Annotated in this window: 24 protein-coding genes and 1 pseudogene; 10 read left to right on the forward strand and 15 right to left on the reverse strand. The window is 62.3% G+C overall.

What is annotated here, in order from left to right; all coding sequences use genetic code 11:
- Together GV818_RS25630 and GV818_RS25635 are read left to right on the forward strand one after the other, a co-directional pair.
- Window positions 1-1,467, forward strand: a complete 1,467-nt coding sequence (locus GV818_RS25630; protein ID WP_161777856.1) for an N-acyl-D-amino-acid deacylase family protein — start codon at window positions 1-3, stop codon at window positions 1,465-1,467.
- A 116-nt stretch (window positions 1,468-1,583) separates the two neighbouring features.
- Entirely contained in the window at window positions 1,584-1,952 is a 369-nt protein-coding gene (locus tag GV818_RS25635) for a glyoxalase superfamily protein (protein WP_161755834.1), read from the forward strand.
- A gap of 6 nt (window positions 1,953-1,958) precedes the next feature.
- Here the strand turns inward: GV818_RS25635 and gliR are convergent, their stop codons facing one another.
- The 4 genes and pseudogenes from gliR to GV818_RS25650 form a co-directional block, all read right to left on the reverse strand.
- Entirely contained in the window at window positions 1,959-2,987 is a 1,029-nt protein-coding gene (gliR, locus tag GV818_RS25640) for an AraC family transcriptional regulator GliR (RefSeq protein WP_161755833.1), read from the reverse strand.
- 173 nt (window positions 2,988-3,160) lie between these two features.
- Window positions 3,161-4,024 (reverse strand): methyl-accepting chemotaxis protein, encoded by an 864-nt coding sequence (locus tag GV818_RS35135; protein ID WP_372242124.1) that lies wholly within the window; start codon window positions 4,022-4,024, stop codon window positions 3,161-3,163.
- Window positions 4,019-5,080 (reverse strand): annotated as a pseudogene (locus GV818_RS35140) (methyl-accepting chemotaxis protein); the annotation flags it as partial. The pseudogene GV818_RS35140 and the gene GV818_RS35135, both read right to left, overlap by 6 nt.
- On the reverse strand, window positions 5,073-5,372 hold the full coding sequence (locus GV818_RS25650) for a hypothetical protein (RefSeq protein WP_161777857.1): 300 nt from the start codon (window positions 5,370-5,372) through the stop codon (window positions 5,073-5,075). The gene GV818_RS25650 and the pseudogene GV818_RS35140, both read right to left, overlap by 8 nt.
- Before the next feature lie 67 nt (window positions 5,373-5,439).
- On the opposite strand from GV818_RS25650, the gene GV818_RS25655 reads away from it, so the two are divergent.
- A complete protein-coding gene (locus tag GV818_RS25655) occupies window positions 5,440-6,117 on the forward strand; it encodes a histidine phosphatase family protein (protein ID WP_161777858.1) in 678 nt (225 codons plus the stop codon).
- 63 nt (window positions 6,118-6,180) lie between these two features.
- On the opposite strand, the gene GV818_RS25660 is transcribed toward GV818_RS25655, so the two are convergent.
- The 3 genes from GV818_RS25660 to GV818_RS25670 all read right to left on the reverse strand — a co-directional run bounded on the left by GV818_RS25660 (window position 6,181) and on the right by GV818_RS25670 (window position 7,976).
- The gene (locus GV818_RS25660) at window positions 6,181-6,750 is read right to left on the reverse strand and encodes a DUF2589 domain-containing protein (RefSeq protein WP_161755829.1); all 570 of its coding nucleotides are present in this window, start codon (window positions 6,748-6,750) and stop codon (window positions 6,181-6,183) included.
- A gap of 76 nt (window positions 6,751-6,826) precedes the next feature.
- Complete coding sequence (locus GV818_RS25665; protein WP_161755828.1) at window positions 6,827-7,510, reverse strand: DUF2589 domain-containing protein; 684 nt, start codon at window positions 7,508-7,510, stop codon at window positions 6,827-6,829.
- Window positions 7,511-7,592: 82 nt separating this feature from the next.
- Window positions 7,593-7,976, reverse strand: a complete 384-nt coding sequence (locus GV818_RS25670) for a transcriptional regulator (protein ID WP_161755827.1) — start codon at window positions 7,974-7,976, stop codon at window positions 7,593-7,595.
- Between the two features lie 168 nt (window positions 7,977-8,144).
- Here GV818_RS25670 and GV818_RS25675 point away from each other — a divergent pair, with 168 nt between their 5' ends.
- Window positions 8,145-8,702, forward strand: a complete 558-nt coding sequence (locus tag GV818_RS25675) for a pesticin C-terminus-like muramidase (protein WP_161755826.1) — start codon at window positions 8,145-8,147, stop codon at window positions 8,700-8,702.
- A gap of 41 nt (window positions 8,703-8,743) precedes the next feature.
- Here GV818_RS25675 and GV818_RS25680 read toward each other — a convergent pair whose 3' ends face one another.
- The 3 genes from GV818_RS25680 to GV818_RS25690 form a co-directional block, all read right to left on the reverse strand.
- Window positions 8,744-9,202 (reverse strand): hypothetical protein, encoded by a 459-nt coding sequence (locus tag GV818_RS25680; RefSeq protein ID WP_161777859.1) that lies wholly within the window; start codon window positions 9,200-9,202, stop codon window positions 8,744-8,746.
- Between the two features lie 89 nt (window positions 9,203-9,291).
- Window positions 9,292-9,840: a hypothetical protein gene (locus GV818_RS34585; RefSeq protein ID WP_256667426.1), complete on the reverse strand. Its 549-nt coding sequence runs from the start codon at window positions 9,838-9,840 to the stop codon at window positions 9,292-9,294.
- A gap of 215 nt (window positions 9,841-10,055) precedes the next feature.
- Entirely contained in the window at window positions 10,056-11,522 is a 1,467-nt protein-coding gene (locus GV818_RS25690) for an ArnT family glycosyltransferase (protein WP_161755824.1), read from the reverse strand.
- Window positions 11,523-11,718: 196 nt separating this feature from the next.
- Between GV818_RS25690 and GV818_RS25695 the strand changes: the two genes are divergently transcribed.
- Entirely contained in the window at window positions 11,719-12,738 is a 1,020-nt protein-coding gene (locus tag GV818_RS25695; RefSeq protein WP_368668884.1) for a metallophosphoesterase, read from the forward strand.
- Here GV818_RS25695 and GV818_RS25700 read toward each other — a convergent pair.
- On the reverse strand, window positions 12,713-13,087 hold the full coding sequence (locus GV818_RS25700; protein ID WP_161755822.1) for a winged helix-turn-helix transcriptional regulator: 375 nt from the start codon (window positions 13,085-13,087) through the stop codon (window positions 12,713-12,715). The two genes, GV818_RS25695 and GV818_RS25700, sit on opposite strands and share 26 nt — an antisense overlap.
- 106 nt (window positions 13,088-13,193) lie before the next feature.
- Between GV818_RS25700 and GV818_RS25705 the strand changes: the two genes are divergently transcribed.
- Window positions 13,194-14,240 (forward strand): zinc-binding alcohol dehydrogenase family protein, encoded by a 1,047-nt coding sequence (locus GV818_RS25705; RefSeq protein WP_161777860.1) that lies wholly within the window; start codon window positions 13,194-13,196, stop codon window positions 14,238-14,240.
- Window positions 14,241-14,314: 74 nt separating this feature from the next.
- Here the strand turns inward: GV818_RS25705 and GV818_RS25710 are convergent, their stop codons facing one another.
- A complete protein-coding gene (locus tag GV818_RS25710; RefSeq protein WP_161755820.1) occupies window positions 14,315-14,860 on the reverse strand; it encodes a hypothetical protein in 546 nt (181 codons plus the stop codon).
- Between the two features lie 87 nt (window positions 14,861-14,947).
- On the reverse strand, window positions 14,948-15,418 hold the full coding sequence (locus GV818_RS25715; protein WP_161755819.1) for a hypothetical protein: 471 nt from the start codon (window positions 15,416-15,418) through the stop codon (window positions 14,948-14,950).
- Between the two features lie 365 nt (window positions 15,419-15,783).
- Between GV818_RS25715 and GV818_RS25720 the strand changes: the two genes are divergently transcribed.
- Window positions 15,784-16,101: a hypothetical protein gene (locus GV818_RS25720; protein ID WP_161755880.1), complete on the forward strand. Its 318-nt coding sequence runs from the start codon at window positions 15,784-15,786 to the stop codon at window positions 16,099-16,101.
- Between the two features lie 53 nt (window positions 16,102-16,154).
- Here the strand turns inward: GV818_RS25720 and GV818_RS25725 are convergent, their stop codons facing one another.
- Window positions 16,155-16,937, reverse strand: coding sequence for an AraC family transcriptional regulator (locus GV818_RS25725; RefSeq protein ID WP_161755818.1), 783 nt, complete (start codon window positions 16,935-16,937; stop codon window positions 16,155-16,157).
- 115 nt (window positions 16,938-17,052) lie between these two features.
- On the opposite strand from GV818_RS25725, the gene GV818_RS25730 reads away from it, so the two are divergent.
- The 3 genes from GV818_RS25730 (at window position 17,053) to GV818_RS25740 (ending at window position 20,246) form a co-directional block, all read left to right on the forward strand.
- A complete protein-coding gene (locus GV818_RS25730) occupies window positions 17,053-17,934 on the forward strand; it encodes an EamA family transporter (protein WP_161755817.1) in 882 nt (293 codons plus the stop codon).
- Between the two features lie 146 nt (window positions 17,935-18,080).
- Window positions 18,081-19,721 (forward strand): ArnT family glycosyltransferase, encoded by a 1,641-nt coding sequence (locus tag GV818_RS25735; protein ID WP_161755816.1) that lies wholly within the window; start codon window positions 18,081-18,083, stop codon window positions 19,719-19,721.
- A 69-nt stretch (window positions 19,722-19,790) separates the two neighbouring features.
- Entirely contained in the window at window positions 19,791-20,246 is a 456-nt protein-coding gene (locus GV818_RS25740; RefSeq protein ID WP_161755815.1) for a GNAT family N-acetyltransferase, read from the forward strand.
- A gap of 32 nt (window positions 20,247-20,278) precedes the next feature.
- On the opposite strand, the gene GV818_RS25745 is transcribed toward GV818_RS25740, so the two are convergent.
- On the reverse strand, window positions 20,279-20,638 hold the full coding sequence (locus tag GV818_RS25745; protein WP_161755814.1) for a RidA family protein: 360 nt from the start codon (window positions 20,636-20,638) through the stop codon (window positions 20,279-20,281).
- Window positions 20,639-20,660 lie beyond the last annotated feature (22 nt).

Raw genomic sequence — 20,660 nt, forward strand, 5'->3', positions numbered from 1 at the left:
ATGCGCTACGACACGCTGATCCGCAATGCCTTGATCATCGACGGCAGCAACCGTCCCGGCTACCGCGCCGACCTGGCGATCGACGCGGGCCGTATCCAATGCATTGGTGATCTGTCTGCCGCCAGCGCCCGGGAAGAGATCGACGCGGCCGGGCGGGTGCTGGCCCCCGGTTTCATCGACGTGCACACCCATGACGACACGGTGGTGATTCGCCAGCCGCAGATGCTGCCCAAGCTCAGCCAGGGGGTGACCACGGTGATCGTCGGCAACTGCGGGATCAGTGCCGCGCCGGTGAGCCTCAAGGGCGATCCGCCGGATCCGATGAACCTGCTGGGCGAGCGTCCGATGTTCGCCTACCCGCGTTTTCGCGATTACCGCGCGGCGGTGGATGCGGCTCGCCCGGCGGTGAATGTCGCGGCGCTGGTGGGGCATACGGCGTTGCGCAGCAATCACCTGACGGACCTGTACCGCACGGCGACGGCGGAGGAAATCGCGGCCATGCGCGAGCAACTGCGCGACAGCCTGGAGGACGGTGCCCTTGGCTTGTCCACCGGGCTGGCCTACGCCAGCGCCTTTTGTGCCGACACCGATGAAGTGGTGCAACTGGCCCAGGAACTGACGGCCTTCGGCGCGGTGTACACCACCCACCTGCGCAGTGAATTCGAGCCGGTGCTGGAGGCCATGGATGAAGCCTTTCTGATCGGTCGCGCGGCCAAGGCGCCGGTGATCGTCTCGCACCTCAAGTGCGCCGGCGCCGGCAACTGGGGCCGCAGTCCGCAACTGCTGGCGGCCCTGGAGCAGGCGGCGAAGGATCATCCGGTGGGCTGCGATTGTTATCCCTATGCCGCCAGTTCCTCGACCCTGGACCTCAAGCAAGTTACGGATGCCTATCGCATCACCATCACCTGGTCGACCTCGCACCCGGCGCAGGGCGGTCGTGACCTGAGCGAGATCGCCGCCGATTGGGGCGTTAGCCTGCTGGCCGCCGCCGAGCGCCTGCAACCGGCGGGTGCGGTGTACTACGGCATGGACGAAAACGATGTGCGGCGCATCCTCGCTCACCCGCTGTCGATGATCGGTTCCGATGGCCTGCCGGAAGATCCCTTCCCCCATCCCCGGCTATGGGGTGCCTTTCCCCGAGTGCTGGGGCACTTCAGCCGTGACCTGGGCCTGTTCCCGCTGCATACCGCCGTGCACAAGATGACAGGGCTTTCGGCGGCGCGTTTCGGCTTGCAGCAGCGCGGTGAAATCCGCGCAGGGCACTGGGCCGACCTGGTGCTGTTCGACCCGGCACGAGTGCGTGACGTGGCCGACTTCAAGAACCCCCAGCAAGCGGCAGAAGGCATCGATGGAGTCTGGGTCAACGGCGTGTGCAGTTATGCCGAAGGCCAGGCCAATGGTCGGCGCCTGGGCCGCTTCCTCGTGCGTCAGGGCGACTTGCGCCAGGGGTTCACCCGCGCCGGCTGACGGGATGAACTTCATTGCAGTTATGGCTTCGTGATATTAAAGAAACCCGGGGCAGCGCCGAAGTGTTGAGCATCGCCGCCTGTACAGTCGGTTTTTTTCAGTCAGGGAGTCGCGCAATGAGCTTTGGCAAAACCACCCCCATCCTGCGGATCTTCGATGAAGCCAAGGCCCGGGAGTTTTACCTGGACTTCCTGGGGTTCTCCCTCGACTGGGAGCATCGTTTCGAAGCCAACTTTCCGTTGTACCTGCAGGTGTCGCGAGGGGAGTGCGTGTTGCACCTCTCGGAGCATCATGGCGATTGCTCGCCGGGTGCCGCGCTGCGTATCGAAACCGATGAACTGGAAGCCTTCCAGCAGCAGTTGCTGGCCAAGCAGTACCGCTTTTCCCATCCGCAGATCCAGGCCATGCCCTGGGGCAGCCAGGACATGACCATCAGCGACCCGTTCGGCAATCGGCTGGTGTTCACCAACGCGATCAGCGTCTGACTGATTTCAGGCCTTGCCGGCGGCCACGGCTGCCTGGCGGAACTGGCCGGGAGTCAGCCCGGTACGGCTCTTGAAACTGCGGTGGAACGAGCGTGGCTCGGTGAAACCCAGGCAATCGGAAACGCCCTGGATCGACAGCTCGCTGTGCCGCAGGTAGTGCTCGGCGAGCTCCTGGCGCAGGTCATCGAGAATCTGCTGATACGAAGTCCCGGCCTGCTGCAACTGGCGTTGCAGGGTGCGCACCGACACCTGTAATTGTTCCGCCACCTGTTCCTTGCGCGGCAGGCCGTGCTTGAGCAATTGGCGCAGCACATTGTGCACTTGCAACGCCAGGGGGGCATCGGCCAGGGATGCCATCATCGCCTGGGCATGTTCTTCCAGGGTCTTGAGCAGGCGCGCATCGGCCTGGCGCAGGGGCATCTGCAGGTATTCCAACGGCGCCACCAAGGCCGAGCAGGGCTGCTGGAACAGCACCGGACAGCCGAACAGCGCTTCGTACTGCGCCGCTTGGGTCTTTTCCGGCAGCGCGTGCTCGAACCAGACCGCACTGGGGGACATGGCCGAGTCGGCGATCCAGCGTGCATACAGCAGCCAGGACGCGAGCACGTTCTCCACCAGGTGCCGGCGGATATCCGCACGCTGATGGCGGCAGCTCCAGATCAGCCGCACGTGCTCAGCGACCACCTCGGCGCGACTGGTGCCCATGTCGCCCACCAGTTTTTCGAACGGCATGATGCGGCCCATGGCTTCGCCCAGGGTCGCGCAGTTCATGGTGATGTAGCCGAGCACGTTCCAGGAATTGGGTTTGACGAAACGCGCCGAATTGAGGCCGAACAACGGATCGCCGGAATGCTTGCAGAAGTAGTCCAGCAACCGTTCGTGGACTTCCATCGGCAGGCGCAGGCTGGTGTCGTTCAACTGCGCGGCTTGTAGCCCCGCCGCCGCCAGCGCCGGCGCCGTGGCAATACCCAGCTGCTCCGCATACAGCAGATATTTGAGCAGGGGCGGGACCGAGGTAAAGCCGAGGCTGGGCATGCGCGGGTTCCTGGCGACGAATCCTTCGGACAGCAGGACGGAGACCGGGAAAGGTAAGGGCAAACCCTGATGGGTGTAAATGCTCGGCGCGAGGGATTGGCGCCTTTCGCTGGCAAGCCAGCTCCTACGAAGCCGTGTAGGAGCCGGCTTGCCGGCGAAGGGCGCGCCAGGGATCAGACGCGGAAGTGGCTGACCATCATCTGCAACTGGCCGCCCAGGCGGGCCAGCTCGACGCTGGAGGCGGCGGTTTCATCGCTGGCTGCGGCGGTCTGTTCGGACACGTCGCGCACGTTGATGATGCTGCGGCTGATCTCTTCGGCCACGGCGCTCTGCTGCTCGGCGGCCGCGGCGATCTGCTGGTTCATCGATTGGATGTTGGACACGGTGCGGGTGATGCTTTCCAGCGAGGCGCCGGCCTTGCGGGTCAGCTGGACGCTGCTGTCGGTCAGGCTGCGACTGTTGTTCATCACCGTGGCCACTTGCTGGGTGCCGTTCTGCAGGCCGGCCACCAGTAATTCGATCTCTTCGGTGGACTTCTGGGTGCGCTGGGCCAGGGCCCGCACTTCGTCGGCCACCACGGCAAAACCACGCCCGGCTTCACCGGCTCGGGCGGCTTCGATGGCGGCGTTCAGCGCCAGCAGGTTGGTCTGCTCGGCCACGGCCTTGATCACGTCCATGACGCTGCCGATCTTGTCGCTTTCCTGTTGCAGCACGGTCATGGCGTCGGTGGAGCGCACCACTTCGCTGGCCAGGCGCTCGATCTGCTCGATGGCCTGGGCCACCACCTTGTCACCCTGGCGGGCTTCGCTGTCGGCGGCGGCTGCGGCCTGGGAGGCTTCTTCGGCGTTGCGCGCGACTTCCTGCACGGTGGCGGTCATCTCGTGCATGGCGGTAGCCACTTGATCGGTCTCGACTTTCTGGCTGTTGACCCCGGCGCTGGTTTCTTCGGTCACCGCAGACAGCTCTTCAGCGGCGCTGGCGATCTGGGTCACGCCGTCACGGATACCGCCGATCAGCTCGCGCAGGGTCACGCCCATGCGCACGATGCCTTGTTGCAGTACGCCGAGCTCGTCGCGGCGGGTGACTCGCAGGTTTTCGGTGAGGTCGCCGGAGGCAATGCGCTCCACCACAGCCAGGGTTTCGCGCAGCGGGCGAGTGATCTGCCGGGTGATGATCACCGCGGCCAGTACACCCACCAGCAGGGCCAGCAGGGTGCTGATCAATTGCAGGCTACGGGCCTGGACGCTTTCGATGTCGCGTTGGTCCAGCTGGAACTGGTACAGGGCGTCGCTGCGGTCAACGATGTCGGCGCCCTGGTCGGTCATTTCCTTGCGCGCCTGCAGGGCGTCGTTAAAGGCCACCTTGAAGGCCTGCAGCGAGCTGCGGTAGTCGGTCAGGGCCGCTTCCAGCTGTTGCAGGGCATCACTCTGGGTGCTGCTGAAATGGGCCTTGAGCTGGCCCATTTCGGCAATCGCCGCATTGAGCTGGGTGAAGGCTTTCTGTTCGGTGCTCGGGTTGTTGGTGCTGGTGTAGCCGCGCACTTCATAACGGGCCAGCTGGAAGGCTTCCTTGGCCTGGGTGATGGCCTGGAACTGCTCGAAGCGCTGGTCGCTCAGGGGCATCTGCTTGACCCGGGTGTTGATCCCGTTGATCAAGTCATTGGCGAGTTCGGCATTCTGGTTCATGGCCTGGCGCGCAGCATTGCCGGTGCGGTAGGCGTTGCGCATCTTGTTCAGCGAGTCCTGATAGGCGCTGATGGTCGTTCCCAGGCCTTGCAGGAGCTTGATGCTGATCGGGCTCTGGAACGAGGTCAGGAGCTTTTTCTGGTGGGCGCTGAAATCATCCAGGGTGCTCTGCACGCCCTGGGCGGCGGTTTCGTCGCCATTGGCCAGCATGTACTGCAGGCGAGTGACCCGCAGCTTGGTCAGGCCGTTGTTGAGCTGGGTGATGTCGCTCATCCAGTTGCTGCGGTCGATCAGCTTGCCCAGGCTGGTCCAGCCGGTCAGTGCCAGTATGGTGGTCAGGGCCAGGACCAGGCCGAAACCCAGGCCGAGCTTAAGGTTGACGCTTATGTTGGCAAACCAACTATTCATTGAATTCCTCCAGGAACGTAGCGCTTCTTGATCTAAGTTGGCTGGAAGATTGTTGTTCTTGGTGACCAGCAAGGTGTTTTGTAGGGGGTGTATCGGCGGGATGTGCCATAGCTGAAACGATTTCGTCGGTATTGCGCCAGGACAATGTTTTAGCCGATGAACGGTTATTTTGCGGGATGAAGCGCCGTTCCGTTGAGCTTTTTTTCACATTCATTTCACCGCTCTGCCACGCCCACGAACCTAGAGTCAGGCTGGTTGCTGCCCAAGGTTCTGGGCAGTGCTCAATTGTCATCAGGATTCTGTAGTCTCGGCACGAGCTGCTCAACACATCTAATCATTCGCAAAGGGGCGGCTGGACAGTGGCTACAAGACTTGTTTTTCCGCTGGTCAAACGCTCGCTCTTGATCAGCAGCCTGATGCGCTACAAGCACCGTCTGGCGTTGCTGCTGGCGGTACTTCTGGTGATCCCCCTGAGTCTGTGGGTGTTCAAGCCGGCGGCGGTGCCCGATCTGGCCCACGGCAATGTGGCCGGGATCAACGCGCTGACGGCCGGGTGGGCCAAGGGCGAGATGATCGTGCTGGTGCGCCATGTGGAGCGCTGTGATCACTCCAATGCCGCCTGCCTGGGGCCGGCCGACGGTATTACCGACCGGGCCCGGGAAGTGGCGGTGGGGTTGGGGGCCCAGTTCGAGCACCTGGGCCTTGAGCGTGCCGATATCTACAACAGTCCGCTGACCCGTACCGCGCAGACCGCGAGCTACATGTTCAGCAAGGTCAGCAGTGGCGATGACTGGCTGTTCAACTGCAAGAACAGCATGTTGCGCGACGTGCTGGCGCATAAGGTCGCCGGGCGCAACCTGGTGCTGGTGACCCACAGCGAATGCATGGCGCAACTGGAAAAGGACTTGAAGCTGGCGACCCCGACCCTGGGCTACGGTGCCTCCCTGTTCGTTTCCACCGACACCCTCAACGGTGCACCGAAGATGCTCGGGATGATCGAGGCCAGTGACTGGCGTTCGGTCAACCTCAAGCCCTGAGTGCTATCCGTTGCTCCCGGAGGCTGGCCGTCGCGGTCAGCCAGGTGCGTCATGGGATGAGGCTCAGGGGGCCAGCAGGTCTTGCTCGGCGGGCGGGTTGTCGGCCGGTGCAGGACCTTCATAGATCCGCTGCGGGCTGATCAGGTTGGTGAACTCTTCGATCAGTCTCTGGATCGCTTCCGGCGGCTCACAGTTGCGAAACTCCATGCTGATCTGTACCTCGTCCGGGTCACGCTCCTGACCTTCACGCTTGCCGTTGCCGAAGGTGACGAAGAACTTCTCGCTCTGCAACTCGCCGTTCTCCAGGTCGTGGCTGGCCTTCTGCAGTTCCGTACCCTGCATGCGCACCGACAGATTGACCGTCATCTTGTGCAGGGCCAGGCCCTTGGGCGATACCAGGGCAATCAGCGGAACGTTGATGATGTGCTGCTCGTTGAGCGCCACCTCGACCATCTTGGCCTTCATCGGCGTGCCCAGGTCATTGACGTTGTAGTCGAAGAACTGGTCGAACAACTTGATGTATTGCTGGGCGATCAGGTTGTGGGTGGCGGCCGCAGCCTGGTGCATGCCACGGGTGATATGGCTCAGGTCGCTGGCGGACATGGGCTCCTTGCGGCGGGAAAAAAACGCCATGGATCACGCTCCTTGTTCGGTGGCTAAGGTGCCCCACCGGAGCGGCGGGGCGGTTGCAGGGGGGGACAGATCAGCCTTACGGGTTTTTTCCGGCAGCTGCGGAGCCGTCGGCTTTCTTGGCGGTGGCCGGGTTGACCGGGTTGGTCAGGGCGTTGTCCCGAGACAGTTTGTCGGTGTCCTTGCTGGCGGTTACTCCCGGCAACATGATCGGCTTGGTGGCTGCGTCAGTGAGGAAGTCGATTACCCGCATCAGGGCTTCCGGTGGATCCTGACGGACGATCTTGGTGCTGATGGCGTAGCGCGCTCGAGTGTCGGTCTTGCGAGTCTGGGTCGATTTGTGGCTCGCCGCGCCCTTGACCGAAACGCTGAACGGACCCCAGCCCATCTTCGCCTCGAAACTGCCGGAGGCTTCATTGGAGCTGGTGTCCTCGGCCATCTGGCTGATGGTCAGTTCGAACTCGATCGAACCTTCCTCGATGGTGATGTTGGGGTGACTGATGGCCGCCAGCAGCGGGATGCGCATCGTCTTCTTCACCGTGCCCTTGTAGACGCCCTGGTCATCCACCAGGGTCTCGTCGTAGTCGAACTGCACCGAAACCGCCTGGCCGTTCTGGATGCACACCCCCATCAGGAAGTCCGCATAGGCTTTGCTCGCGGCGACCTGCGCCTGGATCATTGCCATCAGCGGACCGGTGATCATCTTGTCCAGGGGCAGAGCGGCAATCACGCCGCCGATCAGGCCCTTATCGATATCTGCCATGGTGTTTCTCCTTGTTCTTCGCTGCGCGAAATGCGCCCCTGCAACTTAAGAAAACCGTGGTGATTGATTCAGCGGGAATCGATTACCGGGGAATGATGGCCTCCAGGCGGCGGATGTTGCCGATCTGCCGCAGACTCAGGCCGTACTTGTCCGCCAGGACGCTGCGCGAAATGCCCCCCAGGCTTTCCAACTGGATGTGCTGGTTACGGATCTGTCGGCAGAAGTGGTCGGCCTTGGGGATTTCCAGGGCCAGTCCGGCGAAGCGTTCGATCAGGGCATTGAGGGCATCGGGAGGCAGGATCAGGGCCAGGGAAGTGCGTTCGGCATGCTTGGGAATGTATTTCGGGCGGCCCCCGTATTCGCAGGTCAGGCGGTAGGCATTTTCCAGGCCGATGCAATCTACAAGGGCCTGCAGCGAGTGGGGCAGCTGGCGAATATCGATAAGGTTGAGGTCGTTCACGTCCATTTGTTACCTCCTTGGAATGATGGATAAGGCCGGTTTGATCCTAAGGAGGTGTCTCGTCCTCTGTTCAGTGGGAAATTTCCCCCCTATTAGTGGGAACTATTACAGGCTGATGCTGTATTGGTCGCTGGTGATGCACTGGTTTTTCTTCAAAAGGATGAGGAAATTCCCATGTCACGCTATTCGATTGATTTCAGTTTCATCGCCGCCCTCGAGGGCGCTGCCAAGACCCAGGGGTATGTGCCCGATGCGGCCAACAGCAAGAGCGGGGTCACGGTGGGCACCGGTTTCGACCTGGGGCAACGCAAACTCAAGGACATGCAGGCGCTCAACCTGCCCGCGGACCTGCTGCAGCGTCTGGAACCCTACCTGGGGCTGACCGGGATGGAGGCGAAGAATTTCCTCGATGGCCGGCCCTTGAGTATCAGCAGTGGTGAGGCGGAGCTGATCGATGAGGCGTTCAAGGCGCCCTTTGTCGAGCGCCTGGCGGCGCGCTATCTCAAGGCCAGCGGGGTGGACTTTGCCCAGTTGCCGGCGCCGATGCAGACGGTGATCGCGTCGGTGGCGTTCCAGTACGGCGACCTGGCCAGCCGCACACCGAAGTTCTGGGCCCAGGTGGTGGCCCGTGACTGGCCGAGTGCCCTGGCCAACCTGCGCAATTTCGGAGACCGCTACGCCCCCCGCCGGTGCAAGGAGGCCAATCTGCTGGGCTCGCAGCTCGCACCCTAGCCGCTTGCCGCCCAGGCCTTGGGCTTGGGCGGCGACCGGGTTCAGGGGCAGGGGAAGATTTGCAGCAGGCTCACGTTGCCCATATGGCTTGAGTCATTGGGGGCGGTGCCAGCGGGCAGGGTGCGCCAGTCCACCAGCAGGCACAGAGCCTTGAGTGGCTGTTTGGCCGCGGTACCGATGGCGGCGGAAAACTCATAGCGGTACAGCGCCTGGGTGGTGTCTTGCGCTGTGACACTGGTGGCGCTGCTCAGGGTGGTGCGGGCCATGTCCGGCACTTTGTCCTGGGTGACGGTGAAGCGCGGTTGTTCACCCTGGGGGTTGAATACACCGTTGTCCCGAGAGCGTTTCCACAGCTGTTGCCACTGGTTGTTGCCTGCCGCCTCGCCCAGGGTGGTGGCGTAGGCCTTCAGAGTGGTGGTGGAGGTATTGCTGGTTTCCAGGGCGTGGACGGCGCCGGCGAACAGGCTCAGGCCAATGATCAGTGAACGCAGAATCAACATGAGGAGGAGCTCCTTTTCAAGGCCGCGAAGGGCCCGCAACAGATTGCAGGAAAGGCACCCCGGCGACTGCGCGCCGCCGGGGTGAACGGTCAGCGGGCGTCGAGATAGTCCCAACGCAGGCCTTCCTTGTTGTTTTTCTCCATCAGTTCCTTGGCCACAGTGTTTTCGATGGCGTTGACGTTGATGTTTTCCACTTCGAGGATGTTTCTGGCTGCCAGTTGGCGACGGAACTCGACCTTGTTGGTGAGGAATTGGCAGGCGTGCCCCAGTTCGTGCATCAGCACCAGGGCGGGAGACAGGCGTTCGACCCGATCACCGGAGAACAGCGCGAGGAATTTCTGAAAGTTGCTCAGGTCCGGTTGTTTGTATTTTTTCTCGATGGCGTAGATCCGCGACTTGAGGTTCCAGATGACGCTCCCGGCCTGGTGGGGCGAGTTGGACGCGGGTGGCGTCCAGCTGTCCACTTTGTCCGCCGCCGAGGAAGTGGTGACTTCCACCAGCAGGTCATCCTTGACGCCCAGCAACTCGTCGAGGAGGAAGTTGGCCAGGTCGGACTGACGCAGGTACTTGCATGCGTCGTCGAAGGTTTTCTGGGCGACGGCATGGCTCAGGGTGGTGCTGACAACGGTGATGGTCATGACTGACTCCTTGGGGGAAACGCCCGTGGTTGGGCTGGAGTCATGGTTTCAAGGGCGGCAGGCGGGTATCAGCAGGAAAGGGTTCAAGGGTAAGGAAGCAATGTGCAGGGGGCCGTGGTCACGCTGAAGAACCCTCAGTAAGCGTGTACCAAGGCTGGGATTGTTCCTGGCCTGGAACAACCAACGGCACCTGGTCCAGGTGCCGTTTTTTTGCTTCAGCCAGCCGGGGGCAGGTTGACGAAGTAGTAGGCCTGGCGTCCCACCATCAGCATTTTCTGCACCTGCAGCGGCGGCTTGGGCGCTTCGGCACCGCCGAGCACGGCCACGTGCTGGGCCGACTCACGCAGAAACGCCAGCAGTTGTTCTTCGCTCTGCAGGTCCTTGAGCAGGCTCTGGGTGTAGAACACGCTGGCCCCGGCGATGCGCTCATTGGCCTGATACAGCGCCAGCTGATGACCGCTGGCCTGCAATGCCATGATCTGGTCGGTCACCGGGACAAAGGACAGTTCACGATCAGCCTTGGGCGCGGCCCATTGAGCGCCGGCCAGGTAACCGCCGATCATCAGGCCCATGAGGGTGACAACCAGGCCTCGGCGCCGGCGTCCCACGGCACTCCACAAACCAGTCCCCTGGGCACGTTGGCCCAGGCGCTGGTACAGCACCGCGCCATATTCCGCCGCCAGCACCGCCGCCGCCGGGGTCAGGGACATCAGGTACACCGTGCGCTTGCTCGAAGCCAGGCATAGCAAGGCGAACTGCGCCAGCAGCCAGAGGGTGAAGAACAACAGGTAGCGGTTCTTCACCAGGCTTTTACGAAAGTGCCACAGGCCGAGGTAGACCAGGATGTTCCACGGTAAAAAGGCTTGGGGCAGCTTGGCCAGGTAGTAATAGAAGGGTTCGTAGTGCCCGGCCTCTTCAAAGGAGCCATCGAAACGTCCGACGCTGTTGGTCCACAGCAATTCCCCCAGGGCTTGCAGGCCACCCCGTTGATAGAGCATGTACAGCCAGATCGCCAGGGGCACCAGGCCCAACAGGGTCCACAGGCCGGGGCGCAGCCATTGGCCAAGGTCAAAGCGCTTGTCGATCAGGCTCACGGCCACCAGGTAGGCGAAGATCACCACCCCTGGCATGGCCAGGCCGAGTACTCCCTTGCTCAGGGTGGCAATGGCGATCCCGCCGGCGAAGGCCAGCCAGGCCAGCGGTGCCGGCTGCTGTTCGGCCTGGCGGCGCTGGGCCTGGAAAAATGCCAGCAGGGCCAGGGTCACCCCGAGGCTGAGCAGTGCATCCTCGCCCACGCCGCGCACGTTGCTCCAATAGCTGGCCATGGTCGCCAGCATCAGCCCGGCGGCCAGCCCCAGGGTGGCTGGCCGCCCGAAGCGGCGCAGCATGGCGTACAGCAGCATCACGCTGAACAGGCCGGCGAAGGCCGAAGCCAGGCGTACCGCCAGGGGCGTGCCACCGAAGGCGCGAATGGCGCCGGCGTCGAGCCACAGGCTCAGCGGCGGTTTTTCCAGGAATGGCGTGCCGAACAGGCGCGGCGTGACCCAGTCATCGTCCAGGTGCATTTCCATGGCGATGCCGGCGACCCGGGCTTCGGTGGAGCCTTGCAGCTGGTGATTGCCCAAGGCGAAGAAGAACAGCAGGCAAGCAAGCAGGAACAACAACGGTGCGGGTCGTGACATGGGTTTTTGGCCACCAGATCGAGGGGCGCAGGCAACAGTCTGCGGGCAAGCGCGAAAGTATACGGGGGTCTGTCTTAACAAATTGTGAACAAGGATTGTGGTCTAGTGTGGATACACCTCGATCCTTTCCTTCGCCCCTTAGAGTAGATCGTCCTTGAAACCGCCATACAAGAATAAGGCTGCGGTTATGCCGGCCGTGGAACCGCTCAGAAAGCGTACCTGGCTGCTGGGTCTGTTGTGCCTGCTGGTGGCGCTTGGCCTGGCACTGGGGGGGTGGTTGATCACCTCGCCAGCGCCCTTCGTATCGCCTGCCGAGTCGCTTCCCGAGCACATTTCGCTGATTGCCCTTGGCGATCAGGGCAGTGGTGCCTTGCAGCAATGGCGGGTAGCCCAGGCCATGGAACGAGTCGCTGCCCGAGATCGGCGCCTGGATCTGGTGGTGCTGTTGGGCGACAACTTCTATGGGCCGCCTTTGAGCGATACCAGCGACATGAGCTGGCAGCTCAAGTTCGAGCGAGTCTACTGGGGGCACTGGCTCAATCGCGTACCCTTCTACGCGGTGCTGGGCAACCACGATTACCCGGAGTCGCAGCAGGTCGAACTCGACTACAGCCAGCAGCACAAAGGTTCGGGGCGCTGGCAAATGCCGGCCCGCTACTATGTGAAGGATTTTGGCCAGGCCCAGGGCCGTCCCTTGCTGCGGGTGGTGTTCCTCGATACTGCTGCGCCTCGGCAGGCGATGACGCAGCAGGTGGCGTTTCTTGAGCAGGCGTTTAGCCTGGATGGCCCGCAACCGATCTGGCGAGTGGTGGCGGCCCATCATCCGCTGCGTAATGCCGGCAAGCATGGCAATGATGAGGAACTGCTGCGGGATCTGTTACCGGCGTTGCAGCGCAACAAGGTCGATCTCTATCTGTCTGGGCATGAGCACAATCAGCAATTGTTGTTGCAAACCGGAGAACCGGCCTGGGTGATTTCCGGTGCTGGCGGGCAGAAACTCTACGAGATGCCCCACATCATGACCGATAGCCAGTTCAGCGATTCACGGGCGGGTTTCAGCAAGCTGGATTTCACCCAGGACCAGTTGCGCCTGGTCTTCTACGACGAACGCGGTACGCCGGAGCAGCGTTACCACTGGCTGCGTCAGTGCCGGTGGCTGGCCAAGGGCTGCCTGTTGCCGGAGGCCGAGGTCAGGCAAGGGGCAGTGGCGCAGTGACTGACGGCGGGTGTGGCTGTTGCCGGCTGATGCGTCCGCGGCCCCAGGCCGACAGCGCTTCGATGACCGGCTGTAGGGAATGCCCTTCTGCACTCAGGCGGTACTCAACCCGTGGCGGTACTTCGGCGTACACCGTGCGTGATACCAGGCCCGCGGCCTCCAGGTCACGCAGCTGCTTGGTCAGCAGGCGCTGCGAAATCCCAGGCAGGCGGCGTTGCAGCTCGTTGAAACGCAGGAAGTCGTTGGCCAGTAGTTGATGCAGGATCACACCTTTCCAACGCCCGTCGATGAGGTCCAGGGTGACTTCCACCGGACACCCGGGAATGTCCTGATAGTGCTTGTTTTTCATTGCCTGACGGCCCTTTTGCGTAGCAGGTACGCAAAAGTACCCTACTTGTGCGAGTACGGCGTGAGGGATTTAAGTAGGCGCTTTGAGTCGTCAAGGAAGCTCTGCAATGAAGGCCATCGCCTACCTCCCGGGTTCGGACCTGTCCCATCCCCAAGCCTTTTATGAAGTGCATCAGGCCGAGCCGATACTCGCCCCCCATGACCTGCTGGTGGCTGTGCACGCGGTGTCGGTCAATCCCTTGGATACCAAGGTTCGCGCGGGCAAGGTGCAGGTGCCGGACGATGTGCGCATCCTCGGCTGGGATGCCTGTGGCGTGGTCCAGGCGGTGGGCTGCGGGGTGACGCTGTTCAGCCCCGGGGATGCAGTGTTCTATGCCGGCACCTTTACCCAGGATGGGGCTAACGCCGAACTGCATCGGGTCGATGAGCGACTGGTGGGGCACAAGCCCGCAAGCTTGTCCTTTGCCCAGGCGGCGGCCATGCCGCTGACCTCGCTGACCGCCTGGCAATTGTTGTTCGAGCGTCTGCGAAGGGTGCCCGGTGATTGCTCTGCGCAAGGCACGCTGTTGATTGTCGGCGGCGCTGGAGGAGTGGGTTCGGTGCTGATTCAGCTGGCCCGCAAGTTGACCGGGATGACGGTGATCGCCACGGCTTCACGGCCGGACAGTCGCCAGTGGTGCCTGGAACTGGGAGCGCAGCATGTACTGGATCATTCGCGCTCGCTGGTGCAGCAGTTGGCCCGCCTGGGGCTGCCTGCAGTGACCCATATTGCCGCGCTGACTCACACCGAGCAGCACTTTGCCGAGTTGGCCGAGATCATTGCGCCCCATGGGCACATCGCGCTCATCGACGATCACGACTTCTTTGATGCGGTGCCGCTCAAGAGCAAGAGCGTGTCCCTGCACTGGGAAATGGTCTTCACCCGGGCGCTGTTCCAGACCTCGGACATGATCGAGCAGCATCATATTCTCCAGCGCCTGGCACAGTTGCTGGACCAGGGAGTCATCCGCTGCACCTTGAGCGAGGTATTCAGCCCCTTCACCGTGGACAACCTGCGCCGGGCCCACCAGCGAGTGGAGCAGGGCGGCCTGCTGGGCAAGGTGGTGGTGGCCCGTGATTCGCAGGATGGCGTCCGCCACACCTCCATTGAATAGATGCTGGCTTGCCAGCGAATGCGGCACTCAGGCCTGCGTGGAATCTGCGGGTCTTTTCGCTGGCAAGCGGGCGCCTACTGCGACGGCGGTAGCGGGACTTGCGTTGAGTTTTCAGGCTCCTGCGCCTGCGGTTTGCGCAGGTGACGTCCACTGCGCCACCAGAATACTGCGCCCATGAAGGCCCCCGAAAAGGCGAACAGCGGCGCTATCGGCAAGTACCTGGCCAGGGTGTCGGGAGTCGGTTCTTCATCGGGTGGATCGGTGTAGAAACTGGAAGGGAACAGGCTCTCCACCACGGGAATGGTCGGCATGGCGCCCAATACACCGCAGAAAAGATAGATCAGCACATGGCGCCAGGCGAAACGCTGGGCCAGCCAGAAGAACAGGACGCAGGGCAGGAGGGCGAGAATGCCGATCACCATGCCACTGAACACCAGGGTCAGCAGGCCCATGAACAGCACCTGGAGGATCACGGCCCAGTGCAAGGGGCCGGCACCGGCCAGCATCATCAGCATGATCAGCACGGCCAGGAATGTGGCCAGGGCCGTCACGCCGATGAAGTAGGCGGCGAACCAGTCTTCAGGTTGTACGGTGCGAAGGGTTGGAGGGGCTGGGGGCATGGGGAAATCGCTTCGAAAGGTGGGTGGTCTGGTCAAGGTCATGGGGCGTTTCTTTGCCCGTTCAAGCCGGCTCCTACGCAGCGGCAGTCAGCGCAGGTGCCGCCCGCTGAGCCACCAGAACATCGCTCCCAGAAAGGCCCCGCAACCTCCGAACAAGGGCGCCAGCGGCGAATAGCGTCCAAGGATGTTGATGCCGTAAGGGAGGTTGAAAAAACCGGGGGACAGGCTCACCACCAAGGGAATGGCGGGCAGGGCCGCCAGGACTCCGCCCAACAGGTAGATCCACAGGTGGCGCCATGTGTAACGCTGGGCCAGCCAGAAGAACAGGAGGCAGGGCAGGGCGGCGACGGCGCCTATCACCACCACGCTCACCAGCAGCACCACCACGCTGAAAATCAGCGCATTGGGCAGGCTGCTCCACGGGTCCCGGCTGCCGAGCTGCACTAACAGGCTGACCAACAGCGTCAGGGCCACGGCCAGCGTCGCGACACTGATGAAATAGGTGGCGACCCAGTCAGAGGGCTGAACGGTACGAAGAGATCTGGACGGCTGGGGCATGCTGGCAATGGCTTCAAGCTGAGGATGACCGGACCCAGGCTATCGGCAGCGAGGCTTTTTGATTGTGGAGTTTGCGTGGTTTTTTCGCGGTGAATGTTCAGGGCGGATGACGCCGGGGCAGGAAATCCCTTATACAGACAGCGGCCCGCCGGCAGTCCACTGGCCCGGTTTGCCTCACCCACCCAGAAGGAGATGGACATGTTCAAGTTCCTGACTATGACCGAGTTGCCTCGTACCCCTGCGCATCGTGATGGAGGCTCCGTCAGCGGAGCGATCAATGCCTGGGAGCTGAAAAATCGGGCTCTCAATACGAAGGGGTTTGTCACATGTCCAAAGAATTACTCGGAGTTTCTGCTGTAGGGCTGATGGTGCTGGGCGAGTTCTGTGCCATCTACAGTGAAGTGGTGGTGGCGCGGCTGGCCCATTCCGGCAACACCTCGGGTGCCGAATTGGCGTTGCCGGTGCTGATCATGTGCCTGGGCGGTATCTGCCTGCTGGCGGCCTACTGGCTGGGGTATGTGGCGGTTGGCGATATCTGGATCATCACCGTGGTCTCGGTGACCTCGCTGCTGCTCCTGGAGCCGCTGGTGATCTGGGCGTTGTTCCAGCAGGCACCCGGTAGGGGCGCGTTGATCGGCTTCTGCCTGGGCGCGTTGGGAATGTTCTCCGCCGTGTTTCTGTAGCGCACAGGTTCGTAGATCCAGCTTGGCAGACTCGCTGCCGGGCTCGGGTCTTTTCAGACCCGGTCCTGGGCAAAATAACGGCTGGGTGTCTCGCCCAATACCTTGCGAAACACACTGCTGAACGCGCTCGGGCTGCTGTATCCCAGGTCGGTGGCGACCAGGGTGACAGGGTCGCCATGGCCCAGCCGCACCACTGCCGCCAGCAGGCAAGCCTGCTGGCGCCACTCGACGAAGCTGATACCGGTGTGCTGCCGGAACAGGCGGGTGAACGTGCGGCGACTCATCCCCGCGCGGCGGGCCATTTCATCAATCCCCAGCTCCAACGACGGTTGTTCCAGCAGTGCGCGGCAGGCTTTTTCAAGGCGCGGCTCGGATGGCAGCGGGGCGTTGAGAGGCAGTGGCGCCATCGCGGCAATTTCATGCAGCAGCAGGTTCATCACCTGACCCTGCACCCCGTCCTTGGCATACAGAGCCGGGATGTCCATGGCCCGCAGCAGCAATTGCCGTAGCAGTTCGGACACCTCCACCACCTGGCAATGCCCGGGCAAGCCGAGCCGGCGCACCGCTCGGGCGCGCACGTAGGTGTTGAGCATGGTCACCGGCGCGCTCATGTGCATGGCGTGGGACACGCCGGCCGGCACCCAGATGGCCCGTTGCGGCGGCACCACCCAGTTACCCTGGTCGGTAAAGACGCTGATTACCCCCGAGGCGGCGTAGGCGAACTGTCCGCGTCGATGCTGGTGCTCGGCGAAGTGCTGACCGTCGGCGTAGTCATTGGCGGTGACCACCGCATCCCGAGGGGTATTTTCGTAGGGGTCGATATCAATATGGCGCATGGCCCGAATTTACTGATATCTGACCTAATACTGCAAGCGGGCCAGGATGCTCTGCGCTGATAGTTCGGCTCCGGCCCGGGATTTACCCATGGCCGCTTTTTGTGGACCGTGCGACATGCAGAAAAAACACCTGCTCCTGGCCCTGCTGGTGACCGCCTTGTGGGGCTTGAACTTTCCTATTACCAAGCTGGGGCTGGCCAGTGTCGACCCCTTGTTGCTCACGGCCTTGCGATTTTCCCTGGCAGCCTTGCCCTGGGTATTGTTGATACCACGTCCGCAGGTGGCGTTCAGCTGGCTGGCGGCCTACGGCCTGATTTTCGGGGTGGCCATGTGGGCGTTGATCAACCTTGGGATCGAACAGGGTGTCGCGCCGGGAACGGCTTCCCTGCTGGTGCAGTTCAGTGCCTTTTTTTCCCTGGGTTGGGGCGTGTTGCTGTTCGGTGAGCGCCTGCGCCTGCAACAGTTGTTGGCCATGGGCATTGCCGTGTGGGGGCTGTTGCGGATCATCGGCAACAGTCCCGGGCAGGCCACCAGCCTGGGCTACGCGTTGCTGCTGGTCAGCGCCTTCAGTTGGAGTGTGGGCAACGTCATCATCAAGCGTTGCGGGGTTCGGGAGGTGTTTGCCTTTGTGGTCTGGGCCAGCCTGTTTGCGCCGCTGCCACTGTTGGCACTGACCTGGATGAGCCATGGGGCGGCGCCGTTTCGGCAGTTGGCCGGGCAAGTGTCCGGCACCGCGATCCTGTCCCTGATGTTCCAGGTATTTGCGGCGACGCACTTCTGCTACTGGGGCTGGAATCTGTTGTTACGCGAGTATCCGGTCTCCCGGGTGGCACCGTTGTCGTTGCTGATTCCGCTGTTCGCTACGCTGGGTTCGGTGCTGATCGTGGGGCAGCGGGTAGAGGTCGATGAGGGAATTTCCATGGCATTGATTCTACTGGCACTGGTGGTGGGGCAGATCAATTGGCGGTGGGCCTGGGGAAGGCGTGTCGAGGTCTGAAAGCTTGGCTGCAGGCGCCATCTCCATGTGCAGCGCAGGTTGCTTCAGGTTTTCTCATGACTGTTCAGGAACTGTTCAGGAGTCGCCCCGGCAACATGCTCACCCTCAGGCCGGGTCTTGGCGCGGCACTTTCTGGTAGGGCGAAAATGGTTCGAGAAAATCGTATCGGTGTGGAATCCTGGGGTGTTTTCCTGGTTGCGCTGTTGTTGTTCACCGGTGGCATCTGGGACCAGCAGCCCCAGGGATTCGACGGCCGTTGGGCGCTGTTCATGCAGGAGATGTTCCGCCACGGCGCCAGCCTGTTTCCCACGACCTATGGTCAGCCTTACCCGGATTACCCGGGCACCGCGACGTTCTTCAGTTATCTGTTCGCCCAGGCCTTCGGTGCTCCCAATCACTTGGCCAATGTGTTGCCCACTTCTCTGGCCTCTGCCGGCGTGCTGGCGCTGCTGTATCGCTTGCTGGCACCCCTGGGGCGCACCTGGGCACTGCTTTCGGTGTTGCTCACGGCCCTGACCAGCCAGCTCTTGGACAAGTCCCGCTCGGTGTGCCTGGACCAGATGGTTTCCCTGCTGTGCCTGGGGGCCTTCTACCTGCTGCACCGCGGCGAACAACTGGGCTCCCGGCTGCGGCAACTGGCAGTGCTGCCGCTGTTGGTATTGGCCTTTGCCATTCGTGGACCGCTGGGGCTGGTGGAAGTCTGTGGCGTGGTTTGCATCTACTGGCTACTGGGGGACTGTCGTACACCGCAGGCGCGGCGGGTGCTGCTCATGCGTGTGCTTGGCTATGGCCTGAGTGGCTTGCTGTTGTTGGCGGCCTGCTGGTGGGCGCTGATGAAACTGGCCTACATCAGTGGCGGCGAGGCCTTTGTCCAGCAGGTCTACAGCATGCAGGTGGGCGGTCGCCTGGATGAAAGCGGTGAGCCGTTCTTCTTCTACTTCCAGTTGGCCTTGTACCGTTATTTCCCCGTAGTGCCCCTGGCCTTGGTGACGCTTTGGGCGCTGCGTGGCCAATGGTCCCGGCGTCATGTCGAGCCGCAGTTGCGCCTGGTACTGCGCCTGGGGGCCTGCGGTCTGATGATTCTGCTGGGGCTGTCGGTGCCGCACTTCAAACGTGCCTATTACATCCTGCCCATGGTGCCGATGTTCGCTGCAGTCGCCGCCTTTGGCTTGCTCAACGCCAAGGGTTGGCTGGGCAAGGTAGGCAGCGCCTACCTGTGGCTGGTCGGGCTGCTGCCGGGGCTGTGCATCGTGGTGCTGTTCGTCCTGCGTCACAGCTGGCAAAAGCATGGTTACTGGCCGCCGGTGTCGCTGGCGTGGCTGATTGCTGTGTTCGCGTTGTTGCAACTGTTGGCGCTGTATCACTGGCGCAAGAGTGTGGCGAATCTGGGCCGCAGGCTGGTGCTGCTGAGCGGGTTGGCCCTGGTGGCGCAGTGGGTGCTGTTGGTGGCGGTGGTGGACCCAGCCAAGGACTTGCAGTTCGACACCTTGGGTTTCGTTACCCAGGTGGAGCGCCTGCGGGCAGAGCAACACGGCCCGCTGGTGTTCTTCAACCTGGGCCAGGACACCTGGGCCGTACGCTACATGATGAACCTGGACTACGACGAGCAGCCGTTATTTGTCAGGGGCGACGATCCCGGGCAACTGGACGCGCTGCCTCACGGTTCCTGGGTGATTGTCGCACGCAAGGATCTGGGGCTGCTCCAGGGCACCTCGCTGGAGAGCCAGCAGCCGGTGTACGAAGGGCGTTTGAATGACAATCCTTGTTGGGTTTTCCAGCTGCAATAAACCCTTGGCAGGTAGGCCGGCGAACCGTATTTTTGGCTTTTCCGTCAGGGCTTAAGCCAGGGAGCGGTCATGCACTGTCAAGTTCGTCCGGCCGAAGAGGCCGATGCTGTTCGGGTGAGCCAGGTGATCCTGGCGGCCCTGTTCACCAGCAATGCCAAGGACTATCCGCCGAGCGTGATCGAGCGAGTCAAAGGCAGTTTCACTCCTGATGCGATCCGGCTCCTGATGCAGCGTCGGCAGATGTTCGTGGCCCTGCTCGGTGGGCGGTTGCTGGGCACCGCCAGCCTCGATGGGCGCGCGGTACGCTCGGTGTTCGTTGATCCCCGGCATCATGGCTGTGGAATCGGCCGACAGCTTATGGCAAGGGTTGAACAGGCCGCGCGCAGTGCCGGAGTAGCCCTGCTGGTGGTGCCCTCATCGGTCACTGCCGAAGGTTTTTATGCACGCCTGGGTTTTGTCCGGGTACGTGAACAGTATGAGGATGAAGAGCTGATCCTGATCATGGAACGAGTCCTGGCTCCCTGAGGGAGTCAGGACCCATTGCTCGGTTGAGTGACTCAGGCCTGTTGCGCGGCAATCACCAGCACTTCGATCCGGTAGTGGGGCTTGGCCATTGGTGCCTGTACACAGGCCCGCACCGGTGCCTTCACATTGGCCAGCCAGGCATCCCAGAGCTGGTTCATGGCCGCGTAGTCGGCCATGTCCTTGAGCCAGATCTGCGCGCTGAGCAGATGACTCCGGTCAGTGCCGGCCTTGGCCAGCAGCGTATCGATCTGTTGCAGCACGTCGTCGGTCTGGGCACGAATGTCGCCCTCGACCAACTGCGACACCTGGCCTGCCAGGTAGACAGTCTGGTTGTGGATAACCGCTTCGCTGAAACGTGGGGTGGTACCGATTCGCTGAATGGATGAGCTCATGTAAACGTCCGTTTATTCAAGT

The sequence above is a fragment of the Pseudomonas sp. Fl4BN1 genome (genome assembly GCF_009908285.1).
In the GTDB taxonomy this organism is placed as follows: Bacteria; Pseudomonadota; Gammaproteobacteria; order Pseudomonadales; family Pseudomonadaceae; genus Aquipseudomonas.

What these genes read in the sequence shown, in the direction of transcription:
- GV818_RS25630 (WP_161777856.1), top strand. Translation starts at nt 1, where the DNA reads ATGCGCTACGACACGCTGATCCGCAATGCCTTGATCATCGACGGCAGC.
- GV818_RS25635 (WP_161755834.1), top strand. Translation starts at nt 1,584, where the DNA reads ATGAGCTTTGGCAAAACCACCCCCATCCTGCGGATCTTCGATGAAGCC.
- gliR (WP_161755833.1), bottom strand. Translation starts at nt 2,987, where the DNA reads ATGCCCAGCCTCGGCTTTACCTCGGTCCCGCCCCTGCTCAAATATCTG.
- GV818_RS35135 (WP_372242124.1), bottom strand. Translation starts at nt 4,024, where the DNA reads ATGGGCGTGACCCTGCGCGAGCTGATCGGCGGTATCCGTGACGGCGTG.
- GV818_RS25650 (WP_161777857.1), bottom strand. Translation starts at nt 5,372, where the DNA reads ATGACAATTGAGCACTGCCCAGAACCTTGGGCAGCAACCAGCCTGACT.
- GV818_RS25660 (WP_161755829.1), bottom strand. Translation starts at nt 6,750, where the DNA reads ATGGCGTTTTTTTCCCGCCGCAAGGAGCCCATGTCCGCCAGCGACCTG.
- GV818_RS25665 (WP_161755828.1), bottom strand. Translation starts at nt 7,510, where the DNA reads ATGGCAGATATCGATAAGGGCCTGATCGGCGGCGTGATTGCCGCTCTG.
- GV818_RS25670 (WP_161755827.1), bottom strand. Translation starts at nt 7,976, where the DNA reads ATGGACGTGAACGACCTCAACCTTATCGATATTCGCCAGCTGCCCCAC.
- GV818_RS25675 (WP_161755826.1), top strand. Translation starts at nt 8,145, where the DNA reads ATGTCACGCTATTCGATTGATTTCAGTTTCATCGCCGCCCTCGAGGGC.
- GV818_RS25680 (WP_161777859.1), bottom strand. Translation starts at nt 9,202, where the DNA reads ATGTTGATTCTGCGTTCACTGATCATTGGCCTGAGCCTGTTCGCCGGC.
- GV818_RS34585 (WP_256667426.1), bottom strand. Translation starts at nt 9,840, where the DNA reads ATGACCATCACCGTTGTCAGCACCACCCTGAGCCATGCCGTCGCCCAG.
- GV818_RS25690 (WP_161755824.1), bottom strand. Translation starts at nt 11,522, where the DNA reads ATGTCACGACCCGCACCGTTGTTGTTCCTGCTTGCTTGCCTGCTGTTC.
- GV818_RS25700 (WP_161755822.1), bottom strand. Translation starts at nt 13,087, where the DNA reads ATGAAAAACAAGCACTATCAGGACATTCCCGGGTGTCCGGTGGAAGTC.
- GV818_RS25705 (WP_161777860.1), top strand. Translation starts at nt 13,194, where the DNA reads ATGAAGGCCATCGCCTACCTCCCGGGTTCGGACCTGTCCCATCCCCAA.
- GV818_RS25710 (WP_161755820.1), bottom strand. Translation starts at nt 14,860, where the DNA reads ATGCCCCCAGCCCCTCCAACCCTTCGCACCGTACAACCTGAAGACTGG.
- GV818_RS25715 (WP_161755819.1), bottom strand. Translation starts at nt 15,418, where the DNA reads ATGCCCCAGCCGTCCAGATCTCTTCGTACCGTTCAGCCCTCTGACTGG.
- GV818_RS25720 (WP_161755880.1), top strand. Translation starts at nt 15,784, where the DNA reads ATGGTGCTGGGCGAGTTCTGTGCCATCTACAGTGAAGTGGTGGTGGCG.
- GV818_RS25725 (WP_161755818.1), bottom strand. Translation starts at nt 16,937, where the DNA reads ATGCGCCATATTGATATCGACCCCTACGAAAATACCCCTCGGGATGCG.
- GV818_RS25730 (WP_161755817.1), top strand. Translation starts at nt 17,053, where the DNA reads ATGCAGAAAAAACACCTGCTCCTGGCCCTGCTGGTGACCGCCTTGTGG.
- GV818_RS25735 (WP_161755816.1), top strand. Translation starts at nt 18,081, where the DNA reads ATGGTTCGAGAAAATCGTATCGGTGTGGAATCCTGGGGTGTTTTCCTG.
- GV818_RS25740 (WP_161755815.1), top strand. Translation starts at nt 19,791, where the DNA reads ATGCACTGTCAAGTTCGTCCGGCCGAAGAGGCCGATGCTGTTCGGGTG.
- GV818_RS25745 (WP_161755814.1), bottom strand. Translation starts at nt 20,638, where the DNA reads ATGAGCTCATCCATTCAGCGAATCGGTACCACCCCACGTTTCAGCGAA.